This is a genomic window from Pseudonocardia autotrophica (assembly GCF_003945385.1).
GTDB classification, from domain to species: domain Bacteria; phylum Actinomycetota; class Actinomycetes; order Mycobacteriales; family Pseudonocardiaceae; genus Pseudonocardia; species Pseudonocardia autotrophica.
The window spans coordinates 35,659-57,829 of sequence record NZ_AP018921.1 but is presented as its reverse complement, the minus strand read 5'-3'; the positions used below and the strand labels follow the sequence as shown (position 1 = coordinate 57,829).

The 22,171-nt window shown below is 68.7% G+C and carries 19 protein-coding genes and 1 pseudogene; 10 read left to right on the top strand and 10 right to left on the bottom strand.

Features of this window, described 5'->3' with window-relative positions:
- Positions 1-18: 18 nt before the first annotated feature.
- Complete coding sequence (locus tag Pdca_RS37340) at positions 19-447, top strand: hypothetical protein (protein WP_232021795.1); 429 nt, start codon at positions 19-21, stop codon at positions 445-447.
- Positions 448-812: 365 nt separating this feature from the next.
- On the opposite strand, the gene Pdca_RS34035 is transcribed toward Pdca_RS37340, so the two are convergent.
- Complete coding sequence (locus Pdca_RS34035; protein ID WP_085916797.1) at positions 813-1,094, bottom strand: NADH-quinone oxidoreductase subunit A; 282 nt, start codon at positions 1,092-1,094, stop codon at positions 813-815.
- Positions 1,095-1,409: 315 nt separating this feature from the next.
- Between Pdca_RS34035 and Pdca_RS34030 the strand changes: the two genes are divergently transcribed.
- The 3 genes from Pdca_RS34030 (at position 1,410) to Pdca_RS34015 (ending at position 4,610) form a co-directional block, all read left to right on the top strand.
- Positions 1,410-1,694 carry a metal-sensitive transcriptional regulator gene (locus tag Pdca_RS34030; RefSeq protein ID WP_085916793.1) on the top strand — a complete coding sequence of 95 codons (285 nt, stop codon included), beginning with the start codon at positions 1,410-1,412 and terminating at the stop codon, positions 1,692-1,694.
- Positions 1,695-1,796: 102 nt separating this feature from the next.
- A complete protein-coding gene (locus Pdca_RS34025) occupies positions 1,797-2,009 on the top strand; it encodes a heavy-metal-associated domain-containing protein (RefSeq protein WP_085916792.1) in 213 nt (70 codons plus the stop codon).
- Positions 2,010-2,378: 369 nt separating this feature from the next.
- Positions 2,379-4,610 (top strand): heavy metal translocating P-type ATPase, encoded by a 2,232-nt coding sequence (locus Pdca_RS34015; RefSeq protein ID WP_085916796.1) that lies wholly within the window; start codon positions 2,379-2,381, stop codon positions 4,608-4,610.
- Positions 4,611-5,228: 618 nt separating this feature from the next.
- Here Pdca_RS34015 and Pdca_RS34010 read toward each other — a convergent pair.
- Positions 5,229-5,753 carry a TetR/AcrR family transcriptional regulator gene (locus Pdca_RS34010; RefSeq protein ID WP_208115282.1) on the bottom strand — a complete coding sequence of 175 codons (525 nt, stop codon included), beginning with the start codon at positions 5,751-5,753 and terminating at the stop codon, positions 5,229-5,231.
- A gap of 133 nt (positions 5,754-5,886) precedes the next feature.
- Between Pdca_RS34010 and Pdca_RS34005 the strand changes: the two genes are divergently transcribed.
- Both Pdca_RS34005 and Pdca_RS34000 read left to right on the top strand, forming a co-directional pair.
- Positions 5,887-7,326 carry an MFS transporter gene (locus Pdca_RS34005; RefSeq protein WP_085916791.1) on the top strand — a complete coding sequence of 480 codons (1,440 nt, stop codon included), beginning with the start codon at positions 5,887-5,889 and terminating at the stop codon, positions 7,324-7,326.
- 1,075 nt (positions 7,327-8,401) lie between these two features.
- A complete protein-coding gene (locus tag Pdca_RS34000) occupies positions 8,402-8,794 on the top strand; it encodes a BlaI/MecI/CopY family transcriptional regulator (protein ID WP_232021794.1) in 393 nt (130 codons plus the stop codon).
- A 35-nt stretch (positions 8,795-8,829) separates the two neighbouring features.
- Here the strand turns inward: Pdca_RS34000 and Pdca_RS33995 are convergent, their stop codons facing one another.
- Positions 8,830-9,777 (bottom strand): M56 family metallopeptidase, encoded by a 948-nt coding sequence (locus Pdca_RS33995; protein ID WP_085916789.1) that lies wholly within the window; start codon positions 9,775-9,777, stop codon positions 8,830-8,832.
- A 130-nt stretch (positions 9,778-9,907) separates the two neighbouring features.
- Between Pdca_RS33995 and Pdca_RS33990 the strand changes: the two are divergent.
- Positions 9,908-10,030: pseudogene (locus Pdca_RS33990) on the top strand (HoxN/HupN/NixA family nickel/cobalt transporter); the annotation flags it as partial.
- Between the two features lie 16 nt (positions 10,031-10,046).
- On the opposite strand, the gene Pdca_RS33985 reads toward Pdca_RS33990, so the two are convergent.
- Complete coding sequence (locus Pdca_RS33985) at positions 10,047-11,255, bottom strand: ISAs1 family transposase (RefSeq protein ID WP_197719823.1); 1,209 nt, start codon at positions 11,253-11,255, stop codon at positions 10,047-10,049.
- Positions 11,256-11,267: 12 nt separating this feature from the next.
- On the opposite strand from Pdca_RS33985, the gene Pdca_RS37880 reads away from it, so the two are divergent.
- A complete protein-coding gene (locus Pdca_RS37880; RefSeq protein ID WP_125911707.1) occupies positions 11,268-11,657 on the top strand; it encodes a HoxN/HupN/NixA family nickel/cobalt transporter in 390 nt (129 codons plus the stop codon).
- Between the two features lie 349 nt (positions 11,658-12,006).
- On the opposite strand, the gene Pdca_RS33975 is transcribed toward Pdca_RS37880, so the two are convergent.
- The 3 genes from Pdca_RS33975 to Pdca_RS33965 form a co-directional block, all read right to left on the bottom strand.
- Positions 12,007-12,588, bottom strand: a complete 582-nt coding sequence (locus Pdca_RS33975) for a L,D-transpeptidase (protein WP_085916904.1) — start codon at positions 12,586-12,588, stop codon at positions 12,007-12,009.
- A 152-nt stretch (positions 12,589-12,740) separates the two neighbouring features.
- Positions 12,741-14,291, bottom strand: a complete 1,551-nt coding sequence (locus Pdca_RS33970; RefSeq protein WP_085916903.1) for a multicopper oxidase family protein — start codon at positions 14,289-14,291, stop codon at positions 12,741-12,743.
- A 708-nt stretch (positions 14,292-14,999) separates the two neighbouring features.
- Complete coding sequence (locus tag Pdca_RS33965) at positions 15,000-15,839, bottom strand: IS5 family transposase (RefSeq protein ID WP_232021791.1); 840 nt, start codon at positions 15,837-15,839, stop codon at positions 15,000-15,002.
- 9 nt (positions 15,840-15,848) lie between these two features.
- Between Pdca_RS33965 and Pdca_RS33960 the strand changes: the two genes are divergently transcribed.
- Together Pdca_RS33960 and Pdca_RS33955 are read left to right on the top strand one after the other, a co-directional pair.
- Positions 15,849-16,904, top strand: a complete 1,056-nt coding sequence (locus Pdca_RS33960) for a prolipoprotein diacylglyceryl transferase family protein (RefSeq protein ID WP_125911706.1) — start codon at positions 15,849-15,851, stop codon at positions 16,902-16,904.
- Between the two features lie 684 nt (positions 16,905-17,588).
- Positions 17,589-18,446: an IS5 family transposase gene (locus Pdca_RS33955; protein WP_125911238.1), complete on the top strand. Its 858-nt coding sequence runs from the start codon at positions 17,589-17,591 to the stop codon at positions 18,444-18,446.
- A gap of 271 nt (positions 18,447-18,717) precedes the next feature.
- On the opposite strand, the gene Pdca_RS33950 is transcribed toward Pdca_RS33955, so the two are convergent.
- From Pdca_RS33950 to Pdca_RS33940, 3 genes are all read right to left on the bottom strand, one after another.
- Positions 18,718-20,001, bottom strand: a complete 1,284-nt coding sequence (locus Pdca_RS33950; protein ID WP_085916786.1) for a lipopolysaccharide biosynthesis protein — start codon at positions 19,999-20,001, stop codon at positions 18,718-18,720.
- Between the two features lie 52 nt (positions 20,002-20,053).
- The gene (locus tag Pdca_RS33945) at positions 20,054-21,259 is read right to left on the bottom strand and encodes a GH39 family glycosyl hydrolase (protein WP_085916785.1); all 1,206 of its coding nucleotides are present in this window, start codon (positions 21,257-21,259) and stop codon (positions 20,054-20,056) included.
- Between the two features lie 141 nt (positions 21,260-21,400).
- Complete coding sequence (locus Pdca_RS33940) at positions 21,401-22,084, bottom strand: hypothetical protein (protein ID WP_125911704.1); 684 nt, start codon at positions 22,082-22,084, stop codon at positions 21,401-21,403.
- Between the last annotated feature and the right edge of the window lie 87 nt (positions 22,085-22,171).

Sequence of the window (22,171 nt, the reverse complement as noted above, 5' to 3'; positions counted from 1 at the left end):
GTGGCCCGAGGCGGGCTCGTGGCCGGAGCCGCTGTCCGCGTGCTCGGCGTGATCGTGTTCGTGGTGCTCGTGCCGGCCATGAGCGGTATCCCCGCCCTGGTCGGGCGGCTCACCGTCGCCGGCATGGCCTGCGTGCTCGTCGAGGTGGGCTTCGTGACCAGCTGCGTGCGTATCCTCGCCGTGCTCGCCGTGCTCGCCGTGCTCGCCGTGCTCGCCGTGCTCGCCGTGCTCGCCGTGCTCGCCGTGCTCGCCGTGCTCGCCGTGCTCGCCGTGCTCGCCGTGCTCGCCGTGCTCGCCGTGCTCGCCGTGCTCGCCGTGCTCGCCGTGCTCGCCGTGCTCGCCGTGCTCGCCGTGCTCGCCGTGCTCGCCGTGCTCGCCGTGCTCGCCGTGCTCGCCGTGCTCGCCGTGCTCGCCGTGCTCGCCGTGCTGCGCGGGGTCGGCGTGTGATTCGTCCGCCACGTCGGAGACGGCAGCGGCAGCTATGGCTTCCTCGCGAGCAAGTCGGACATCCGCCAGCCGTGCGGGGAGCCGATCGAGCAGCCGCTCGAGGTGCGCGGTCGTAGCGTCGTCGTCGAGGTCGAGCCGAACCCGTGGTGCGGGGATCCCCCGCCAGAGACTCTCGACGACCTCACCCAGCTCAGGTCCCGGATGCCCGGCGACGAGCAGCACATCTGCCTCAGCTGGGCTCGTCGCCTCCGGCCACCCGCGCCGCCTAATCAGAAGTTCGGTATCCATGCGCAGCCCGGGGCGACCGGGCACCGCAACGAGCAGGACGTGCGGCACCCCAGCCGCGAACCTCAGCAGGACGGCAGTCAGGTCCATCGCAGGGCCCCCTCGCGCCACGCGTAGACGACGCCAGCGAGCAGGATCGCGAGAAACAGGAACATCTCGACGACCGCCGCCGTCCCCATCGTCGCGACGACGACGGCCCACGGGTACATGAAGATCATCTCCATGTCGAAGGCCAAGAAAATCATCGTCACCGCGTACCAGCGGACGTGAAAGCGCGAGACCGCATGCTCCACCGGCGGCAGGCCCCCCAGATGTGGCAGGCGGCCCTTCAGGACGGGCCCGACTGAGACCAGTTGAGCCATTCCAACGACTACTGACACGACCAGGACGACTGCGCCCGCAAGGACCGCCAGCGGCACAAATGACTCCACCTCGCACCCCCTGATCAGCCGCAACAGGCGCGTACCCTACCCGGGCACAGCATCTGTGCAAGTCACACTGTCGTGGTCTTACCCGTTGGCGTTGCCGATACTCGCGGCGTGTCAGAGGTGGAGAGTCACCCGCGCCGTGCCCGAGGCCACGCTGACCGTAACCCGACACAGCTGGGCCGGACACTTGACCACCTTGATGCGGGTACCCCCTAGGGGTACAGTGTGAGTGACACGAGGAGGTAGGCGATGCAGCACGGTTACGCCGACAACAAGGACGCGCACGTCAAGCGGATGCGCCGGATCGAGGGGCAGGTCCGCGGGATCAGCAAGATGATCGAGTCGGACAAGTACTGCATCGACATCCTCACCCAGGTCTCCGCGGTCAACAAGGCACTCGAGGCCGTCGCGCTGGGCCTGCTCGACGAGCACCTCAAGCACTGCGTCACCGACGCCGCCGCCGAGGGCGGGGCGGTCGCCGAGGAGAAGATCGAGGAGGCCAGCGCGGCCATTGCGCGCCTGGTCCGGTCCTAACCCGCCCTTCACAGACCCGGCGCAGGGTGTGGCATCACCGCCCCGGGCGCCGAAGCCAACCGCGGCCTGCGCCGCGGCCGTCACGAGAGAGGTATCCGAGCCATGAGTAGCGCCACCTACACCGTCACCGGCATGACCTGCGGCCACTGCGTCGCCTCGGTCACCGAGGAGATCAGTGAGATCGTCGGCGTGACCGATGTGGCCGTGGATCTGCCGACCGGCGCGGTCACCGTCACCGGCGAGGGCGAGGTCTCCCCTGACTCCGTGCGCGCCGCAGTCACCGAGGCCGGCTACCAGGTCGTATCCGACTCCTGATCACGACCTGACCACCTACCCGGTACGGGTCACCGAGGCACGCGCTGCCCAGCGGCGCCACCGACGTCCACCCGGATCGGGTCCGAACAAGAGGGAACGATCCATGAATACCGTCGCGCGACTTTCTGCCTACGGTGCGGTCGCTGTCCTGCTCGGCGCAGGAGCCTTTGCGACCGGATCCGCTGTCGATGTCCCGACCGCACACCTGCAGCCCGCTCCCAGCGGCGCCGCCGGTCACGCGGGCGGCTACAGCGCTCCTGTCATCGCGGACATCAACTCACCCGCGCACAGTGAGGGGGGACACCAGTGACCGCGACACTGCCGCAGCCCGGCCAGGACGTCCAGGAGATCGAGTTCGCGATCGGTGGCATGACGTGTGCCTCCTGCGCGAACCGGGTCGAGCGCAAGCTCAACAAGCTCGACGGCGTCACCGCCACCGTCAACTACGCCACCGAGAAGGCCAAGGTCTCGGCCCCGACCGGGGTCGACGCCGACCGGCTGGTCGCGGCCGTCGCCTCCGCCGGCTACACGGCCACGCTGCCGACCGATCCGGCCGCCGATGCCGATGCCGATGTCGATGCCGGTGGCGGGGAGAACGAGGCGCTGCGCAGCCTGCGGCACCGGCTGGTGGTCTCCGCCGTGCTCGCGGTGCCGGTCATCGCCATGGCGATGGCGCCGGCCCTGCAGTTCGTGAACTGGCAGTGGTTGTCGCTGGTTCTCACCGTCCCGGTCTGGGCCTGGGCGGGTGCGATGTTCCACCGGGCGGCCTGGACGAACCTGCGCCACGGCGCCGCCACCATGGACACGCTGATCTCCATGGGGACCACCGCGGCGATGGCCTGGTCGGTCTACGCCCTGTTCTTCGGCACCGCCGGGATCCCTGGCATGACCCACCCCTTCACCCTGTCGGTCTCCCCGACCGACGGCGCCGGGAACATCTACCTCGAGGTCGTGGCCGGCGTCATCACCTTCGTCCTGGCCGGGCGCTACTTCGAGATGCGCTCCAAGCGCCGCGCCGGCGCCGCGCTGCGCGCGCTTCTCGAACTCGGCGCGAAGGACGTCACGGTCCTGCGCGACGAGGACGGGCGCACCGTCGAGAAGCGCATCCCGACCTCCGAGCTCGCGGTCGGTGACCGCTTCGTCGTCCGCCCCGGCGAGAAGATCGCCACCGACGGCGAGGTCGTCGAAGGACGCTCCGCGGTCGACGCGTCCATGCTGACCGGGGAGTCCGTGCCGGTCGAGGTCGCGGTCGGCGACCTCGTCGCCGGGGCCACCGTCAACGCCGGTGGGCGGCTGGTCGTGCGGGCCACCCGGGTCGGCTCCGACACCCAGCTCTCGCAGATGGCAAGGCTGGTCGAGGACGCCCAGAACGGCAAGGCTGCCGTGCAGCGCCTCGCCGACCGCATCTCCGGGGTGTTCGTGCCCGTCGTGATCGTCGTCGCCGTGGTGACGCTGGGCTTCTGGCTCGGCGCCGGTGTCGGCGCGACGGCCGCGTTCACCGCCGCTGTCGCCGTCCTGATCATCGCCTGCCCGTGTGCGCTGGGCCTGGCCACGCCCACCGCGTTGCTGGTGGGCACCGGGCGCGGCGCCCAGATGGGCATCCTGATCAAGGGCCCGGAGGTGCTGGAGTCCACCCGCCGAGTGGACACCGTCGTGCTGGACAAGACCGGCACTGTGACCACCGGCAAGATGGCACTGGCCGGAGTCCACACCGCCGACGGGGTCGACGAGGCCACCGCGCTGCGGCTGGCCGGGGCTCTGGAGAAGGCCTCCGAGCACCCCATCGCCGCGGCGATCGCCGACGGCGCGACCGAGCGCACCGGGGACCTGCCGGGCGTCGAGGACTTCACCAACCACGAGGGCCTCGGCGTGCAGGGCGTGGTCGACGGCCACGCCGTGCTCGTCGGCCGGCCCCGGCTACTCGAGCAGTGGTCGACCCCGCTGTCCGGCGCACTCGCCCACGCCGCCGCGACCGAGGCCGCGCAGGGACGGACCGCGGTCGCCGTCGCCTGGGACGGTCAGCCCCGCGCCGTGCTCGTCGTCGCCGACACGATCAAGGACACCTCCGCCGAGGCGATCGCCGAGTTCCGCCGCCTCGGGCTGACGCCGGTGCTACTGACCGGCGACAACCAGGCCGTCGCCGAGTCGGTGGCCGCCGAGGTCGGGATCGCGGCCGGCCCGAACACGGTGATCGCCGACGTCATGCCGGCCGACAAGCTGGCGGTCATCGAGCGGCTGCAGAGCGAGGGCAAGGTCGTGGCCATGGTCGGCGACGGCGTCAACGACGCCGCCGCACTCGCCCGGGCCGATCTCGGGCTGGCCATGGGAACCGGTACCGACGTCGCCATCGAGGCCTCCGACATCACCCTGGTCCGCGGCGACCTGCGCGCCGCCGCCGACGCGGTCCGGCTCTCCCGCCGGACCCTGACCACGATCAAGACCAACCTGTTCTGGGCCTTCGCCTACAACGTCGCCGCCATCCCACTGGCCGCGGTCGGCCTGCTCAACCCGATGATCGCCGGCGCGGCCATGGCGTTCAGCTCGGTCTTCGTCGTCGGCAACAGCCTGCGGCTGCGCCACTTCCGAGCACGCGCTACCTGATCACAGCACTCCCGACAGAGGTGGTGCGGCCGGCCCGGCTGCACCACCTCCTCGTGTCGAGGGCCCGCCGCCGATCGCTCACAGGCCGGGAAATGCGTTCCGCGACCGAGCGAGACGTGCGGATTCACGTGTCCAGTGAGCTGATGCGGGCAGGGCCGTACCCGGTGACGAGGAGTTTCCACCCGGCCGCTCCGCACGCAGGCGCGCCGTGCAGCCACCAAGCGCCCAGCAGCGAGGTCGTACCCGCGACCGCCATCGCGACGGCCGGCGATCACCTCCGCGGCAAAGCCGATGATCAGCGGACCGAGGACGAAGGCGACCTCGGCAACAGGCCGGTCAGCGCGAGCAGGCTGCGCCGGCTGTCGAGGCCGTCCACGCGAGGCCATCGACGCTCGTGATGATGTAAGGGCGTCAACTGGCCCCGACCGCCCAGCAGCGCGAGGCTGACAATTCCGGCAGCCAGAATTGCAGAACAGCGCCGCCACCACCTGCTGCACGCCCCGGTGGGCAAGAGCCCGCCGCATGGCGCATCAGCTCAGTGTCCGTTGCGATCGATCGACCTTCATCGACGGTGTCCCGCGCCGATCGAACGGACTTGAGTCCCTTCCTCAGCACGATTCATGTCGGCTCGACGAGCTGCTCGAGGGCGGGCCGCAGGACGCGTTCGAGGTCGGTAGCCGTGGCATCCGCCACCGCAGGTACCTCCACCAGGTAGCGGCTGATCGTCAGTCCCAGCACGCACGCATTCAGCAATGCGGCGCGCAGGGCGGCATCCGGCCCGCCGATCGTGGAGGCGACTCGTTGCTGCGCGGCGCCCATCACCTGGTCGCGTAGTACCGCCTGCGCCGCAGGGTGAGTGAGGCAGCTCCGCAGCAGCGCCTCCGCCGCCGCACGCCGCTCGGGATCCTCGAAAGTATCGAGAACGTGGTCCAGGGCGGCCTGCGGCAGCTCGGTACGTGAAGCCGCGACGAGCTCCTCGAGCGGAGTACTCCACCGCGCGGCCGCGGCGAACAGCGCCTCCTTGCTGCCGAAGTTCTGCATGACCAGCGCGGGATCCACCCCAGCCCGATCCGCCACCGCGCGGATGGTCGTGCGCTCGTAGCCGTGCTCGGCGAACAGCGCCCCGGCCGCGTCGCGGATCACCGTCTCGCTGCGTCGTCTTCGCTCGGCCCTCGTCGTAGGCCCCGCATCGCCACTCACGACACTCACTCTACAGGCGTTGACCGAAGACGACGTCCGCTCTACGGTCGTTGAGTCGAACTCGTGAAGGAGACAGATGGCCCCGCCCGTAGCGGCATCCGGTAGGAGCACCCGGCGATGGGTCGCACTCGCGGTGCTGGCCGGAAGCCAGCTGCTCATCGTGCTGGACGCGACGATCGTCAACGTCGCGCTCACCGACATGCAGGACGACCTCGATCTCGCCCCCACCGCCCTGCACTGGGTGGTCACCGGGTATGTGCTCGCGTTCGGGGGCTTCCTGCTGCTGGGCGGGCGGCTCGCCGACCGTGTCGGCCACCGCCGCACGTTCATCGTCGGCGCCACGGTGTTCGGCACCGGATCGCTACTCGCCGGACTGGCCGAGACCGCCGTCGTGCTGTTCGGCGGCCGGGTGATGCAAGGCCTCGCCGCGGCCGTGCTGGCGCCCGCCGCCCTCGCCCTGCTGATGACGGTGTTCCCGCCCGGCCGCGACCGGAACCTGGCATTGGGCGTGTGGGGAGGAGTGTCCGCCAGCGGCACCGCCGTCGGGCTGATCCTCGGCGGGATCCTGACCGAGGCGCTGTCGTGGGAGTGGGTGTTCTGGGTCAACGTTCCGATCGCCGCGATCGCCGTGGTCAGTGCCAGGGTCGTCCTGCCCGACAGCGCTCCCGAGCAGACCGAGCGGTTCGACCTCGCGGGCGGTGTGCTCGCCACCGCCGGGCTCGCCGGACTCGTCTACGGGCTCGTGCAGGCTGCCGAGTCGGGTTGGACGTCGGTGCCGGCGCTGCTCGTTCTGGTCCTGTCGGTTTTGGCTCTGCTCGCGTTCGCGCGGGTGCAGGCTGTGCGCCCGCACGCGCTGGTTCCCCTGCGACTGATCCGCAACCCGACGGTGCTCGGCGGAAACCTGGTCGGGCTCATCCTCGGCGCCGCGATCTATGCATTGTTCTATTTCCTCAGCCTGTTCATGGGCGGCACCCTCGGCTACGAGCCGGTGGCCGTCGGACTGGCCTTCCTACCGATGACGGCCGCCATCGCGGTCGCCTCGACCGTCGCGGGCAAGCTGCTCGCCCGCACCGGCGCGCGATCACTGCTCGTCGCCTCGGCGCTGCTCGTCACCGCCGCGCTCGCGAGCCTGTCCCGCATCGCACCTGACAGCACCTACCTGAGCACGCTGCTGCCCGCCTTCGTCCTCGCCGGATGCGGCCTCGGACTCGCCTTCGTGGCACTCACCACGACGGCCGTCGGCTCGGCCGCACCCCGGGACAGCGGCGTCGCCGCGGCCTTGTTCAACGCAGGGCAGCAGGTCGGCGGGGCGATCGGACTTGCGGTCCTCACCGCCGTCAGCACCGCCCGCACCGCGAGCCTGACGCCCGAGGACGCGGGTCCGTCCCGCAATGCAATCACGCAGGGCTGGTCACTCGGATTCCTTGTCTCGGCCGGCATCATGTCGACCGGCCTACTGATCACGTTGGTGATGATCAAGGATCGGCGCCCCAACCCAGTGCCACGACAGCGGTGACCGACTGGACGGCGGCCCCCGGCTCCCTTCCGCTCGCAGTCCGAACGAACCCGTGGCCGCTCATCGCCTCGTCCACATCACGATTCATGATCGGCTGAGGAGCGACAGAAGCGTGGTGACCAGCACGTCGAGCGTCGAGCGCGCCTTCACTGACCTCGTCGGCGGCAGCGTGCAGCGCGGCGTAGGACGTCGCGGACACGGGCCGGCGGGCCGGCGTCCGAGGCCGCACGAAGGACGCCGCCACCCTCCGACTCGACCAGGTGGAGGTGGTAAGCCGACTGCTCGGGCACCCCTCGGTGACCACCACGGTCGAGGTCGACGGCCACCTCAGCGTCTCCGACGCCGGACAGACACTCGAGCAGGCGGGCTCACCCACAGTGGCAGCGTGGCGCAGCTGTGAGGGCGCCAGCCCGGCTGGCGCCCGACGTTGCTGGAGCAGCCACTGGGCGCGATCCGGCCCTAGCTCCGGGTCGAGGAGCTCGTGTTCGAGGCCGACGATCCGGTGTTCGGCGGCGGGGTCTACCGAGTCGAGAGCTGTTCGCGTGTGGCCCGCAGCAAGGACATGTGCCAGGGCCACCACCTGCGCTGGGTCCTGTCAACGGATCCTGAATCTTCAGGATCCGTCGACAGGTCCTCGAAAACGCCCGAACCTGGCGTTGTTCGCCGCGACGACCGATCCTCGGTGGCGTCGGCAGCGTCCGCCGGCGGTCAGCGGACCCGGGCGGTGCCAGCGGTCGGCCCGCGCCAGGCGAACGCACCAGGCCACGGGACTTGACCACCGGCGTCCGGGGGGCGGAGACCTGCTCAACCCGATGACCGCCAGCGCGGCCATGGCGGTCAGCTCGGTCTTCGTCGTCGGCAACAGCCTGCGGCTGCGCCGATTCCGAGGACGCGCGATCTGATCGTGCCTCCTACGCACCTGGTGCGTAGCTCGTCTTCCATACTTCTCTCCGGGAAGCCCATCGCGCGTGGCGATCGAGCCCACGCTGTGGGCGGCTATCCTGAACCGTCGTCACCAGGACGGTCAGCACGTGCTGCGGCAGTGGTAGGCAGGCGATGGGAGAGGCGGGGCCGAGTGAACACTGATCCTGCAGCGGCGCACGTCTCCATCGGACTCGGCAACTTGGAGCGCGCCGTTCTCGACGCCCTCTGGGACGCCGAATCCCCGCAACTCGTGCGGGACGTGCTGGCGACCCTCAGCGACGCCGATCGGCCGTTGGCCTACACCACGGTGCAAACGGTGCTCGAGAAGCTGGTCCGTAAGGGATGGGCCCGCCGCCAGCGGTCGGGTCGTGGTTTCGCCTACATCGCCTCGACCAGCAGGGAGCAGACCGCGGCACGGCTACTGCATTCGCTGCTGCGCTCAGCCGACGAGGTCGACGCGGCGCTGCTTCATTTCGTGGGACTGTCCTCGGACCGAGAACAGGAGGTCCTGCGGCAAGCACTCACCGACGACGACCACACCTGATCGGCACGGCGCAACCGGGGCTCCAGAGGCCACCGCTAGACGCCCCACACACAGGCGAGAAGCAGCGCCACCGTGGTAACGCCAGCAGCGACCGTCGATGACGCCACGCCACCGACGGCCACGGTGACCCGACCTGCTGTTCGTAGCACCCAACTGCGCTGCCGAGGATTCGACGACAGGCGTCGCAATCGAGCTTCCACGGCCGTCTCCGACGCGTACAGCGCTCGTGGCGGTGCTGCCATCGCCGATGCGGCGGCGACCTTCAGCAGCGCGTCCCGCAGGACGGACCGCCCGCTGACCCGGGCGGCTTCTTCGTCTGCGACCAACTCGACCAGACGCCTGACCGCGACGGGTAGTTGCCGATACAGCGGCACGAATCGGGCGACGGCTCCCACGGCGTCGGCGAGAACGACGTGCAGGTGGTGGCGGCCCGCCAGGTGCGCCCGCTCGTGTTCCAGTACCGCATCGACCTCAGCCACCGTCAACCTGGTGCGTAGCCCCGTGGTCGCAACAATCGCATTGGCCCGACCACCCACGCTGAAAGCAACCGCGCCGGCATGTTTCACCCACAACACATCATGCTCACGATGTCCGAGCAGATCGAGCGTCTGCATGGTCATGGTCGAGCGATCGCGGCTGGCCACGGTCCCGCGCCGGACGCGCTGCCCAAAGCGGAAGGTGAGAAGTGTCAGTGCCCCCAGCAGGCCGACCCCCACGCCCGTGTCCTGGTGTGCACTGGTCAGGCGCAAGATCATGCGGCACTGCTCTACCAACCACATCACCGGTGCGGGCCCGGCATGGCCGGGTATGAGCAGCACGGCGACTGCGAGACCGGCGCTGGTGAGGTTGCCGAGGACCATCGACCACCATAGCCACAGCAAGCACAGCGGGTCGCTGTTGGTCGACTCCAGACGCGTCAGAACACGTGGTGCGAACGTGGCGGTCAGTAGGGCTCCGGCGACCAGCAGAATCGACGTCGTCACACCGCGCTCCCTGCCCTGGATCGTCGGCGGTTGGGGCCGACTGGCCCACATGCTAGCGACCACCACCGCACCGACTCCGAAGGGACGTCGGCGAGCGGATGGTGCGGGTCGTCCTCACGCCTGCGGCCCCTCCGGACGCCCAGCAGCCTGGACGGTGCCGTGGTACGCGATTCTGGCGCTACCTGTCCTATTCGCCGCTGGTATGGCTCTGTGCGACACCGCGGACGGCACATTCATGGCTCGGGCCTACGGCCAGGGGGTCGGCAAAGTCAGATGATCTTGAGGAGCTGGAGGGGCCGCAGTGCGTCGCGGCTGTGATGTCGTAGTGCGGCGGCGATGTTGGTGGCGCCGGCCAGACGGTGCAGGCTGATCGCCAGGTTCCGTAGCGCAGCCATGACCTGCGGTGCGGCACCGGTGCGCACGGTGGAGAGATCTTCAGCGAAGGTCACGTCGCGGACCCAGTGCAGCCCGTTCTCGATCTGCCAGTGTCCGCGGATCCAGCCGGTGAGCTCCTCGGGACGGGCCTGGTGCGGACCGAGGTCGGTGATCGCATAGACGGTCTCGGTGCGCCAGCGTGCCCTCCGGCCTGATCGGGTGTTGGCCGGGCGGGTCTTGCGGATGAGCTGCACGGCTTGACGGGCGTGCGGGAACTCGATCCCGGCCGCGATGGTGACGACCCTGAGCGTGCGGATCTCCCGGCGTCCGTGCGCGGTCTCGACGCTGCGGTGGTCGGGCTCGACGCCGCGCCACGGGAGCCCGGCGAGCTGGCGGCGTAGCCGGGGCTGGTTGCCCTTGACCGTGAGCACCCAGTGCGCTCCACGGCCGGCGAGGTACTCGACGTGCTCGCGCTGGGTGTGCAGCGCGTCCGCGGTGATCACCACCCCGGCCAGGTCCAGGCCGTGCAGGGTGTCGAGCAGCGGGGCGAACGCGGTGATCTCGCTGCCCTTGCCCGCGACTGCGTTCGCCTGGCGCTGACCGAGCACGACCCGGGTCTGCTGGTCGATCACCGCGAACAGATGACGAGCCGGACCGGCGGGGCCTCGTGAGCCGCGCACGGTCTTGCCGTCCACCGCCAGCACCCGGCGCCGCCCGACCGGCTCGGTCGCCGCGCACAGGCGCTGCACGAACGCGCCGATCGCGGCGTCGAACCGGTCGGCGTCAACCTGGCCCAGGATCCGGCGAATCGTCGACTCCGACGGGCATCGGACGTCGGTCCCGAGCACGGCAGCCACCTCGACCGGCAGGTCGGCGACCCACTCGGCAACCGCGACGAACGAGCGCGCCCCGGCCGCGACCGCGCACACCGCGGCCGTGAGCACCACGACCAGCCCATGTCGAACCCCCCGACGCCGGCGCGGGTCAACCACCCCGGCCAGGGCATCGGTCAGTCTCGGAGCCAGCGCGACCGGATCGGGTAGCTCCACCCCGCCCACCTGATCGGCGACGGCAGCGATCGACAATGATGCAGGCGCGGGCACGGCTCTCTTCCGATGATCAAGGCTGGCGTGAGAACCGCCATGATCACCACCAGGGTCGTGCCCGCACCCCTACCTCGACCGCGTGTCGTCGCAGCTCAGCACCCACTCACCGCGACTTTGCCGACCCCCTGGGCCTACGGCTGGTCGTTCACAGATCCGATGCGGAAACTCGCCTACAATTTAACCGTGACGGCGCTCTCGGCCGTCGTGGCTCTTGTCGTGGGAACCATCGTACTGGCCGGCCTGCTTCGTGACCAGCTTGACGCTTCCACCGAAACTCTCACCTTCCTGGATGATATTGATCTACGTGGAGCCGGGATTGCTGCGGTGGTTCTATTCGGAGCAATCTGGTCGGTAGCCGTGTTGATGCGCCGTTCTCGGCGCTCCCGTGCGCACCGTTAACGCAGCCGTCTTTTATCGATTTCTGGGCTGAACTGTCATGAGCGCCCGACGATCGCGCAGACCGGATCGCTGACCCGACAATGCGTTGGAACAGGCACGGGCCCGAGGTCCGCGTGACTCCCCTCGAACCGGATAGACCCCGTATGGACCGGTGCTGTCCGGTCAGCACGGTGTCTGACCGGACAGCACTGATCGAGCCGTCATAGCTGACGTAGCACGTGTCGGACGGCTGCGGGGCGTACGGTTTATACAGGTACGACCGTCGGCTGTCCGTTTCGGGCAGCAGCCGACGATTTGTCCGTCCTGCGGACGTTTAAGGCGCTCCCCAGCAATGGTGCGGCTACTCTGGTCAGACTCCTGCGGTTTGGCGCGCCCGTGCACGCTCCTTGTTTTCCTCGGACGCGTTGACCACTTGCACCTTGTCCCCGGTCTGCAACTCATTGAACCAGGCCTCGGCGTCCCCGAGCTCGAGCTTGATGCATCCCGCAGATGACCGGGAACGGTCTCCACCGTGGAAGGCGACGCCGCCGTCTGCGAAGAACACCGAGAACGGCATCGGTGCAGGACGGCCGTCCGGACCGTTGAACTCGCCGCTTACGTGGTCCTTTTCCTTGCGGTACACTCGGAACGAGTGCCCGATTGGGGATTCCTGCCCGGCTCCACCGGAAGCGATGCGTACCGGCCCGCGGATCACCTTCCCGTCACCGATGAGCCAGGCCTGTTGTGATTCGAGATCGACGCAGGCGCGGGTGGAGACCGAACACGGTGTACCAGGAGCGGCAGGCTCTTGATGTGCCTGGGTGGCCACGGTGTTCGAATCGGGCGCCGCATCGGCGCCGGCGCTACCTGCAGTCACGACCACTACGAGTGCAGCCGCGGCAGTGGCGGCGAGTGTCGTCAACTTGGTGCCGTTACGAAAGTAGCGCGTCATGGATCCCTCTTTTCTGAGACCAGGAGTAGGGGCTCAGTTGCTATGACGCTCGGCGACCCATAGTGGTTGCTCGGCGGACCAAGTTTTTTCTTGACGGACGAATGGGCAGGCGCTTGGACTTGCACGTGCCTGCCGAGATACTCACGGTCCAGTCAGGCGACGTAAGAGACGACGGTCATCATGCCCGCTTCTCCGTGGTAGATATTATGGCAGTGCGTCAGCCATTGACCGGGATTGTCCGCATCGAAGTCCACATCGACAGTCTGGTTGGGCAGCACCAACACAGTGTCTTTTCGGGGACCCCGACCGTCGGGGCCGACTACTTGGAAGGTGTGCCCATGTAGATGCATCGGATGGAACATCGTGGTCGTGTTGACCATGCGAAGGCGCACACGTTGACCACTTGAGATTGGCAGGCCGCGAGCCGGATCGTATCGTTCGCCGTTGATCGTCCAGTCGTAGAGGGCCCCGGGGCCGGCCAGCACCAGATCGTGCACCACATCGGGGGGGCGCCGCTGTAGCGTTACCGGCTCGGCGGAAGCGAAGGTCTGTGACAGAACCGCTGACCTGGACGCCAGGGCGGAGGCCGCAGCGCTGGTGTCCACCGGCGAGTTCTGTGGAGTCGACAGCGTCACCGCAGCATGGTCGTTCTTGCCTTCGGCGATCCCGATCAGCGCGGCCGGGGCCTCGGGAATGGTGACGACAGCGTCGATTCGCTCGCCCATTCCGATCACCACTGCCTCAGCGTCGGTGGGGGCGACGGGAAATCCGTCGGTGTGGGTCACCGTCATTGGAGCACCAGGAACTCCGACACGGAAAGCTGTGTCGCCGCCCATATTGATCATCCGGAAGCGCACACGTTGACCGGGACGGACGTCGAGGGTGGTCGGCGCGGAACGTGTGCGGCCGTTGGCGACATAGTGCGGATAGATGGTGTCGCCGGCATCCCCGCCGAGGACGGACGACGTCGGCATCTGCATCCCACCATGGTCCCCGCCCATACCCGCCATCCCGCCCATGCCGTTGCGGAGCAGGCCGGCCAGAACCTGGTCGGGATTTTGTCCAGTGCCGTCAATCCAATCGTCGAAGATCACGACGTGCTCGAGGTCATAGTCTCCGGGCTCAGCCGGGTCGTCGATGATGAGTGGTGCATACAAGCCACGGTCGAGCTGGGTACCGACGTGCGGGTGGAACATGTAGGTACCCGCATGAGGCAGCGTGAAGAGATACTCGAACGAGCCGCCGGAGGGGATCTGGGGCTGGGTCAACACGGGGACGCCATCCATGTCATTGCGCAGGGCAATACCGTGCCAGTGGACGGTTGTCGGCTGGGGTAGCTGGTTCTCCAGGCGCACCTTCAGCGTATCTCCCACCCGAGCACGGATCTCCGGGCCGGGCAGAGCGCCGTTGTAGGTCCACGTCGACACCGTGCGTCCGCCGATGTCGACCGTGCTGGGCTGTGCCTGCAGAGTGCGTGCCAGAGTTCGGCCAGCGGTGGCTCGCCGCGCCTGCTCGGCAGCCTCGACCTCTAGACCGCCCGGACCGATGCGATCGGTCAGCGCGACGGTCCGGGGGCTCGCCACCGACTCGCCACAGCCGGTCAGCAGCAGGCCCGCTCCAACACCGCCGGTGGTGCCCAAGAATCGCCGACGACTCCAGGTGGTAGCACTGCGCCGACCGTTGCTCCCAGCGTCGTGGTTCATCGCCGAGCCCCCTGGCCTGGCTGACTCCGTGGACAGTCCACAGGATCCTTCGACGGCATGTCGGCCGCGTCCATCGCCGAGTACTCCTCTGTGTGCACTGTGGTCGGCGCCGGCAACACGGGCAGCACCACCCCTCGGCAGCGCAGCGAAATGATGTCCCCATACCAGCGTATTCCTACGGAGCGTAGTAGACGGTGTCGCGGCGCACTGCAGGCGGGTAGGACCGAACGATGCGGTCTTCGAGCAGGTGCTCGACGCCACGCACCGCGGTCAACGCCCTCGACTTCTCCGCTCTCACGTCCGCGCGCACTGCGAACTACTATGGTACGTAGGAGTTTGGCTTGGAGGCGTGATCAGCATGGGACGTAAACAGAAGCGTCGTGCCGCTCGGCGGGCGAAGCAGCCCGGTCGGGCTGCGGCGACGACGGTCGACCTGGCTGCTGGCTCCCGCTCTCGCAGCGTTGCTCCGTCGTCCGAGCTGATCAACTCGGTCCGGCCGTCGACAGGCGGCCCGCGCCGCCGTCAGGTAGCAGCGCCGAAGGCGACCGACGGCAGTGGTGCCGAGGCCGCCCGCGACTCAGGAGCAGCCGCACTCGACGTCGACGACGGCAGTCGGAGCCGCGGGCCCAGCGCGCTCGAGGTCACGAGAGTCGGGTGCGAAGAACTGCGTGACGCAGACCCCCAGGCGTTAGAGTGTGTTTGAGAAGATCAGGTTGCGGGCGTGCAGACGTACTTCTGCTGGCGGGCAGCCGGCTTGCCGCGGACGATGCGGCGAGTGATGGTGTTGATCGCCGCCCAGCGGATCATGGCCTCGGAGACGGCGGGGTGGCGTTCGTAGTCTCGGGCCAGTCGCCGGTGGGCCGTGAGCCAGGCCAGGGTCCGCTCGACCACCCACCGACGGGGAAGAACGGCGAATCCACGCTGCTCAGGCGGTTTGCGGACGACCTCGACGGTGCTGCGAAGGATCGTGGTCGCCCACTCCAGGAGGCGTCCGGCGAACCCGGCGTCGGCGTAGACGAACCGCACGCGGGTGCGCAGGTAGAGGTCGAGCAGGATGGACTTGGCGCCGTCGCGGTCCTGTACCGACGCCGAGCACACCATGGTCGTCAACAGCAGCCCGAGGGTGTCGGTGACGATGAACCGCTTCCGCCCGTTGATCTTCTTCCCGGCGTCGTAACCGCGGGTCTCCTGGCCGACGGTGTCGGCGCCCTTGACGCTCTGCGAGTCGATGATCCCTGCGCTGGGCTCGGGGTCGCGGCCTTCGTCGGCGCGTAGCTGTCGGCGCACGACCGGGAGGATTTGTTCGGTGACCTTCTGCTGTTCCCACCGGTTGAAGTACCAGTAGACGGTCTGCCAGGGCGGGAAGTCCGCTGGTAGAGCCCGCCACGCACATCCGGCGCGCACGACATAGAGGATCGCGTCGACCACGTCACGTCGCGGGTGCTTCTCCGGCCGCCCACCCGACCCCGCCTCGGGTAGCAGAGGCTCGATCAGCGCCCACTGCTCGTCGCTGGTGTCCGAGGGGTACCGCCGCTTACGTCGAGCCACCTGTCCACGATGGACCAGTGCGCAGCCCCAGCGACGCAGACACTCCGACTCTTCTCAAACACGCTCTTAGGCCTGAGCTACACCTTCCGCGCCCCGTCCAGCGGTGCGGCCGGACCGGTCACGGTCCAGTTCGACGGCGTTCACCGCTCCTCGACCGCCGGGGCGCCAGACACCTTCACCACACACGACGTCATCGACCCGGTCCTGCCCAACGCCGGGCCCATCACGCTCACCCACCGTGTCGAGAACATCCCTTCCGGCGAATGGGACGTGACAGCCTCCATCGTCGCGGGGCCCGCAGACCTGCGACGGGCCTCGTCTGTCACCGCGTCCGGCCGCACCGGCTACGCCCCGGTCGTCTCGGCGAAGGCGCCCGGGACACGCTTGGGCTCCTGGCCGGGGCTGGTTGGCCTCGGTGCGGTCGTGGCCCTGGGTTTGCAGTCGGCGTTGGTGCTGCGCAGCGGTTTGCCGATGGTGGCGGTGCTGAGCACGTCGTTGCTCGCTTGCCTCGTCGGGCTCGTCGGCGCCAGGGTCTACTACCTGGTCGAACACCGAGATCGGCCACGCACAGGGCCGGCTCGGTGGACGGGCATGTGCCTGCAGGGGTTCGTGCTCGCCGCGATGGCAACGATGATCATCGGTAGCGTCGTCGGCGAGGTGCCGGTCCTCGCTGTCCTCGATCTGAGCGCTCCCGCGCTCGTCATCGGTGCAGGCATCGGCCGGCTCGGATGCTGGTTCGGGGGCTGCTGCGCTGGGCGACCGACAGCGTCGCGCTGGGGTCTGTGGTCGTCTGATCGCCGCCTCGGGATGCGACGAGTCCCTGCGCAGTTGATCGAAGCAAGCGCCGCTGCCGGGATCGGACTGGCGGCCGCAACAGTGGCTTGGTCAGCACGACCGGCGCCGGTCGGCGCCCTGTTCGTCGCCACACTTGCGGCCTACGTACTCGCACGCCAGCTCGTGTTTCCCCTGCGATCACTACCGCGGAACACCCGGTACGGCCGTGCCGCCATTATCGTGGCAAGCGCCGTGGCGGTCGCCGTCGCGGGCGGCCTGCTGGTCGTCTGATCCATGCCGAGCCGTAGGAGCAGGCGACGCAATTCCGTCCCGGCGCCATCGCCCCCGAGCTCACAAATTGTCGAGCGCCGACAGTCCCCGCAGCCACGCTATCGACCGCGGCAGTCGTCAGCACGCAGATGTCGAACGCGCCCGATTCGACGATCCGCGATGGGAGCCACCGCCCGACGTCGGCGACCGGGTGTCGAACCGCTGGATGTGTGCCCCGTCCGTGCAGGCGCTCGTTTGGGTATCCGAGGCGGTATCACATGATTGCGGCCCGCTGAGCCTGTTGTTTCGGAGGTGTCTGTGCTCGAGGATGCGGACTCGTTGCCACGTCGGCCGGGAAATGTACCTGCGGATCTGTGGCATTGGATCGTCGCCGAAGTTGGCATCGACGTAGCACAGCATGTCGATCCGCAGGTCGCGGTCGTCCTCGCCGCGCGCCTGGCCATTCGACGAGGGCCACCCGGAACGGAATCGGCTGAAGCGCTACGCCTGTGGCCGTGGTTCATCGACAGCTCGCGTCGTCTGGCTCAACAGCAGGAGATGATGTTTATCGAGTGTGCACTCGCCGCAGGCTGGACCCATGATCAGGTACGCACTGCCGTGCTGCTCGACACAACGGTTGAGCTGACCGAGCACCTAAGAGCGTGTTTGAGAAGGCCGGCGTGTCTGCGTGGTCCGGGCGCCGGTGTGGTCCATCGTGGATGGGTGGCTCGGCGTAAGCGGCGGTATCCCTCGGACACCAGCGATGCCCAGTGGGCGTTGATCGAGCCGCTCCTGCCCGAGGCCGGATCGGGTGGGCGGCCGGAGAAGCATCCACGCCGGGACGTGGTCGACGCGATCCTCTACGTGGTGCGCGCGGGGTGCGCATGGCGTGCTCTGCCTGCGGACTTCCCGCCATGGCAGACCGTGTACTGGTACTTCAACCGATGGGAGCAGCAGAAGGTCACCGAACAGATCCTGCCGGTCGTACGCGGACAGCTGCGCGCCGACGAGGGCCGCGACCCGGAGCCGAGCGCGGGCATCATCGACTCCCAGTCCGTGCGCGGCGCCGACACCGTCGGACAGGACACACGTGGATACGACGCCGGAAAGAAGGTCAACGGTCGGAAGCGGTTCATCATCACCGACACCCTCGGCCTGCTCTTGACGACGATGGTGTGCTCGGCGTCGGTCCAGGACCGCGACGGCGCCAAGTCGATCCTGCTCGACCTCTACCTGCGCACGAGGGTGCGCTTCGTGTTCGCCGACGCCGGGTTCGCCGGCCGCCTGCTCGACTGGGCCACCTCGATCCTGCGGACCACGGTCGAGGTCGTCCGCAAACCGCCTGAGCAGCGCGGATTCGCCGTCCTGCCGCGCAGGTGGGCGGTCGAGCGGACCCTGGCCTGGCTCACCGCGCACCGGCGTCTGGCCCGAGACTACGAACGCGACCCCGCCGTGTCCGAGGCCATGATCCGCTGGGCGGCGATCAACACCATCACCCGCCGCCTCGCCCGCGGCACCCCGGCCGCCCGGCAACAGAAGTACATGATCACACCCGCGACTTGATCTTCTCAAACACGCTCTAACAGAGCTGGAGCATCAGATCTTTCGTGAAGCTCGACCGCCCCAGCCCTACCGCTGAGGTGTGTTCGACCCCCTCGCGCCGAACACGCCGACGGCAACCCCACCCGCGCGCATCGAGGCTACGACGGGTCGACGCTCCGACGCTTCAGCCGCTTTGAGTATTCGGTGTCGATGCGGTGTCGACGGCGCCGGTCATGGACACGAACCCGAGCCCTCGGAGCTTGACGAACCATCAGCGCCGTCTATCGGATGGTCAGCCGCGACCGCGGACCACGCGCAACACCGACGGCACGAGCGCCAGCGCGACCACGCACTGCACGGCGAGGTGCGCGACGCCGACGGCCATGATCCCGTAACCTGGAAGGAGTGCCCACGATAGGCCGAGCACCGACCCGGTGATCACGGCCTGCACGGCCAGGATCTGGCCCAGGCGTTGCCGCACCCGATTGAGGCTCATCCACACCACGATCAGGATTCGGGGCAGCGCCGCGAGCACGACCACGCGCAGCAGGTCGGTGGAGTTCGCGACGTACGCGTCCCCGTACAGCGACATGATCATTGGTGCGGTGAGAAGCAGGACCAGCACGAGCGGGACGGCGAGGACGGTCGTCCGTCGCAGCAGCGTCGAGACCATCTCGCCGAGCCGCTCCCGTTGGCGAGCACCCTCGACGGTGAGGGAGGCCGCCACGTTGACCAGCGCGACCTCGAGCACTGTCGCGACACCCCACGCGACGAAGAAGTAGCCGTTGGCCTCGTTGCCCGCCAGCACGGCGACCATCACCGGGAGTACGTAGTTCGCGGCAGTGGACCCCAGCAGCGCGATGTTGTCCAGCGTCATGAATGCGGCGACGTCCCGTCGCGAGACCCGCTCGGATTGGCCCGCCGACTCCCGCGCGTGGCGAGGAAGCAGGCGCGAGAACAGCAGCACGTTCATCGCGACGAGCACCGGGATCATCGCCAGGAACCAGGACCAGAACACGCCGAAGCGGGGCATCGCGGCGGCGAACGTAAACAGCAGTACCAGCTTGGCCACCCCGAACAGGCCATTCTCCACCGGTACCCATACGGCCGCCCGCGCTCCGATCGCCACGCTGTCCGCCAATGCGAACAGCGTCCACACCAGAAGCGCTGCGACGACGAAAGCGACACCGGCCGGACCGTAATGCGCCAGGTCGCGAACCAGCGCAAACTTCTGCAAGAACGGCAGCGCAGCGAGCACGACGAGAGTCCCCGCTCCGGCAACCGTCAGATAGGCGCGGAGCGTATAGCGCCGTGTGTTCGAGCCGGCCGTCGGCAGGAACCGGATCAGTGTGTTGAAGAGGTTGAGCTCGGCGATGCTGGCCATCAACACCATCGCCGAGATCAGCGCCGCCGACTCGCCGACGATCGCCGGGCTGTAGTAGCGCGCGGCGACGACCCAGTACAGGAACCCGAGCACGGACGTGACGCCGGTGTTGGCAGCGAGCGCCACGGCGCTGCGTTGCATCGGATCCCGGGGCAGCAAGCGTTCGCGGACCGTGGCCAACGCCCCCGTCACGTCGGGCTCCTCTCGTGCGCCCCGGTGCGGGTGCTCGCGGATGCCGGGGTGGTCACGGCTGCACCGGGTTGAGGACTAGGCGGTCGTTCTCCCAGCGATAGCGCACCGCAGAACCCGACGACCAGATCTCCTGTAGCTCCTGCAACCGGCTCACCAGTGGCTCGGGTCGGCCGCCGTCCGGCGTCGCGGTGGAGTCCCACAACGCGACCGAGTGGAAGCGAGGATCCGACTCGGGCTGCCAGATGAAGATCGCGGCGCCGCCCGCGTCGCCGATCCGCAGGATGGCATCGAGGGCCACGTCTGCGGCGTAGGTGGAGCGGGCATCCTCGTGGGGCAGCACGTCCGGGTACAGCTCCATCCACCAGACCGGCAGGTCGGTACGTGAGACCAGCCAGCGGGTGGTGGCCGAGAACTTTCCGTTCGAGGCGGCCGGTGAGGTGATCAGTCCCTCGTCCCTGGTGGCGTTGGTACCGTCCACCGCGATGAAGTCGGCCCCGTCCGCGTGCGCCAGCCAGTAGTCGACGGCGTCGAGGACGCGCTGGTCGAGCGTTCCCCAGGGGCCAGATATCGACGATGGGTCGCTCGCTGAAGCGGCGTTGGACCAGCTGTCGATGGACACGTATGGCCCACCCACGGAGAGCGTGGGGTCGTAGGCCTTCAGCGCCCGGTAGACCGTGTTGTAGAGCTCGGTGTAGGACTCGATGTCCCACCTGTTGTTCGTCGGGTCGAAGAAGCCCTTGAGCTCATTCCACACGACGAAGTCGCGCACCTGCGGGTATCTGCGCGCGACATCCACCGCGAGTTCGGCGAAATCGGCGTAGTGCGCGCGGTCGGGGGCGACCTCGATCCGGCTCCAGTCGGTCTCGCCGGGACGGCCGCCCTTCATCCAGTCCGGTGCGCAGCACAACGTGATCACGGGTGTTACGCCCGTCGAGTCCATCAGCCGGACGCGAGCGTCGAGTGACTCCCACGACCGCTCGCCGGGCGCAGGCGCCGGGTTGAGCGCGCCCCAGCCCATGATGTGCTGGTTCGCCATCTCGGTGACGTTGCGCAGGATGTCCTTAGCACGGTTGGTCGCCGGCTCAGGGTTCCAGGCGTCGACGCTGCGCTCGGTGAGCGCCGTGCCGATCTCGACGGCCTGAGCCGGCCGGGGCGGTGTCTCGTAGAGCGTCACGACGACCACCAGTAGCGCGACGGCGGTGGTGACGGCAGCGCAGGTCCGCCACCGGCGCCGCCGGACCGCGGGACCGACCCGCATTGGCCGTCGATGACGCCCGCGTCCCGCGGCGGATTCCATGATGTCGACCGTGTGCGCACCGGCCGAGCGATCCACAGCGCCCTGTGAGACGTGAGTCAGACGGGACCCCATGACCTCCTCCCCCGATGTCGACACAACGCGTCAGCCGGCACTGTCGGCCCCGGGAACCCACGACCGGTGCGCCACCAGGCTGCGGTCGTCGAACATGCCCCAGGAAGGATCGGGTGTACGCCAGTCCCCGTAGCAGGTTCGCAGCCACAGCTCATGATCTCGCGGCTTCATCCACCTCCGCCCGAGGAACTCGAACGGCTCGAGCTCCTGCTTCGGGAGGTGCCCGGCGAGCTCCACCGGCCCCGAGCGTCCGGGCCCGTACACGTGGAACGCCTGCAGACCTTCGCCCACGTTGTCCATCAGGAAGAACTCGAACCGGAACCCGTGCCGGACCACGACACGCTGTGTCAGCCGGCCCGCCCGGTTGCGGAAGCAGAACCAGCGGTGAAAGCCCGCGGCCACGAGGTGCTCCTCGGCCCGGAGCAAGAGATCGGCGTCCTCGGCTTCTACGCCCAGGTCGGCATCGCCGACGTCGTGGGAGAGAACCCGACCCTCGCGGGCCCAACCGAGGAGTAAGCCGCTCCAGACCCAGTAACGCCCGGCGAGAGGGCTGCTCGCGAGCACGTCGTTGAGCAGCCGCATGTCCTGCTCGTAGAGGGCGCTGCGCCGGCGCCGATACCTGTCACCGACCAGCGGCAGGGCCTTCGGTGCCTGACTCACCAGCGGGCTCAGCACCGTCCACGTCCCGACAGCGCCGTTATCCGGAATGGACATGAGCGTGCGGTACATCTCGACCTTCCCGCGCAGCGCAGCCGCCGGCCCCGGTCGCGGGGGTCTGACCGCTGTCCCGGCGGCGGGCTC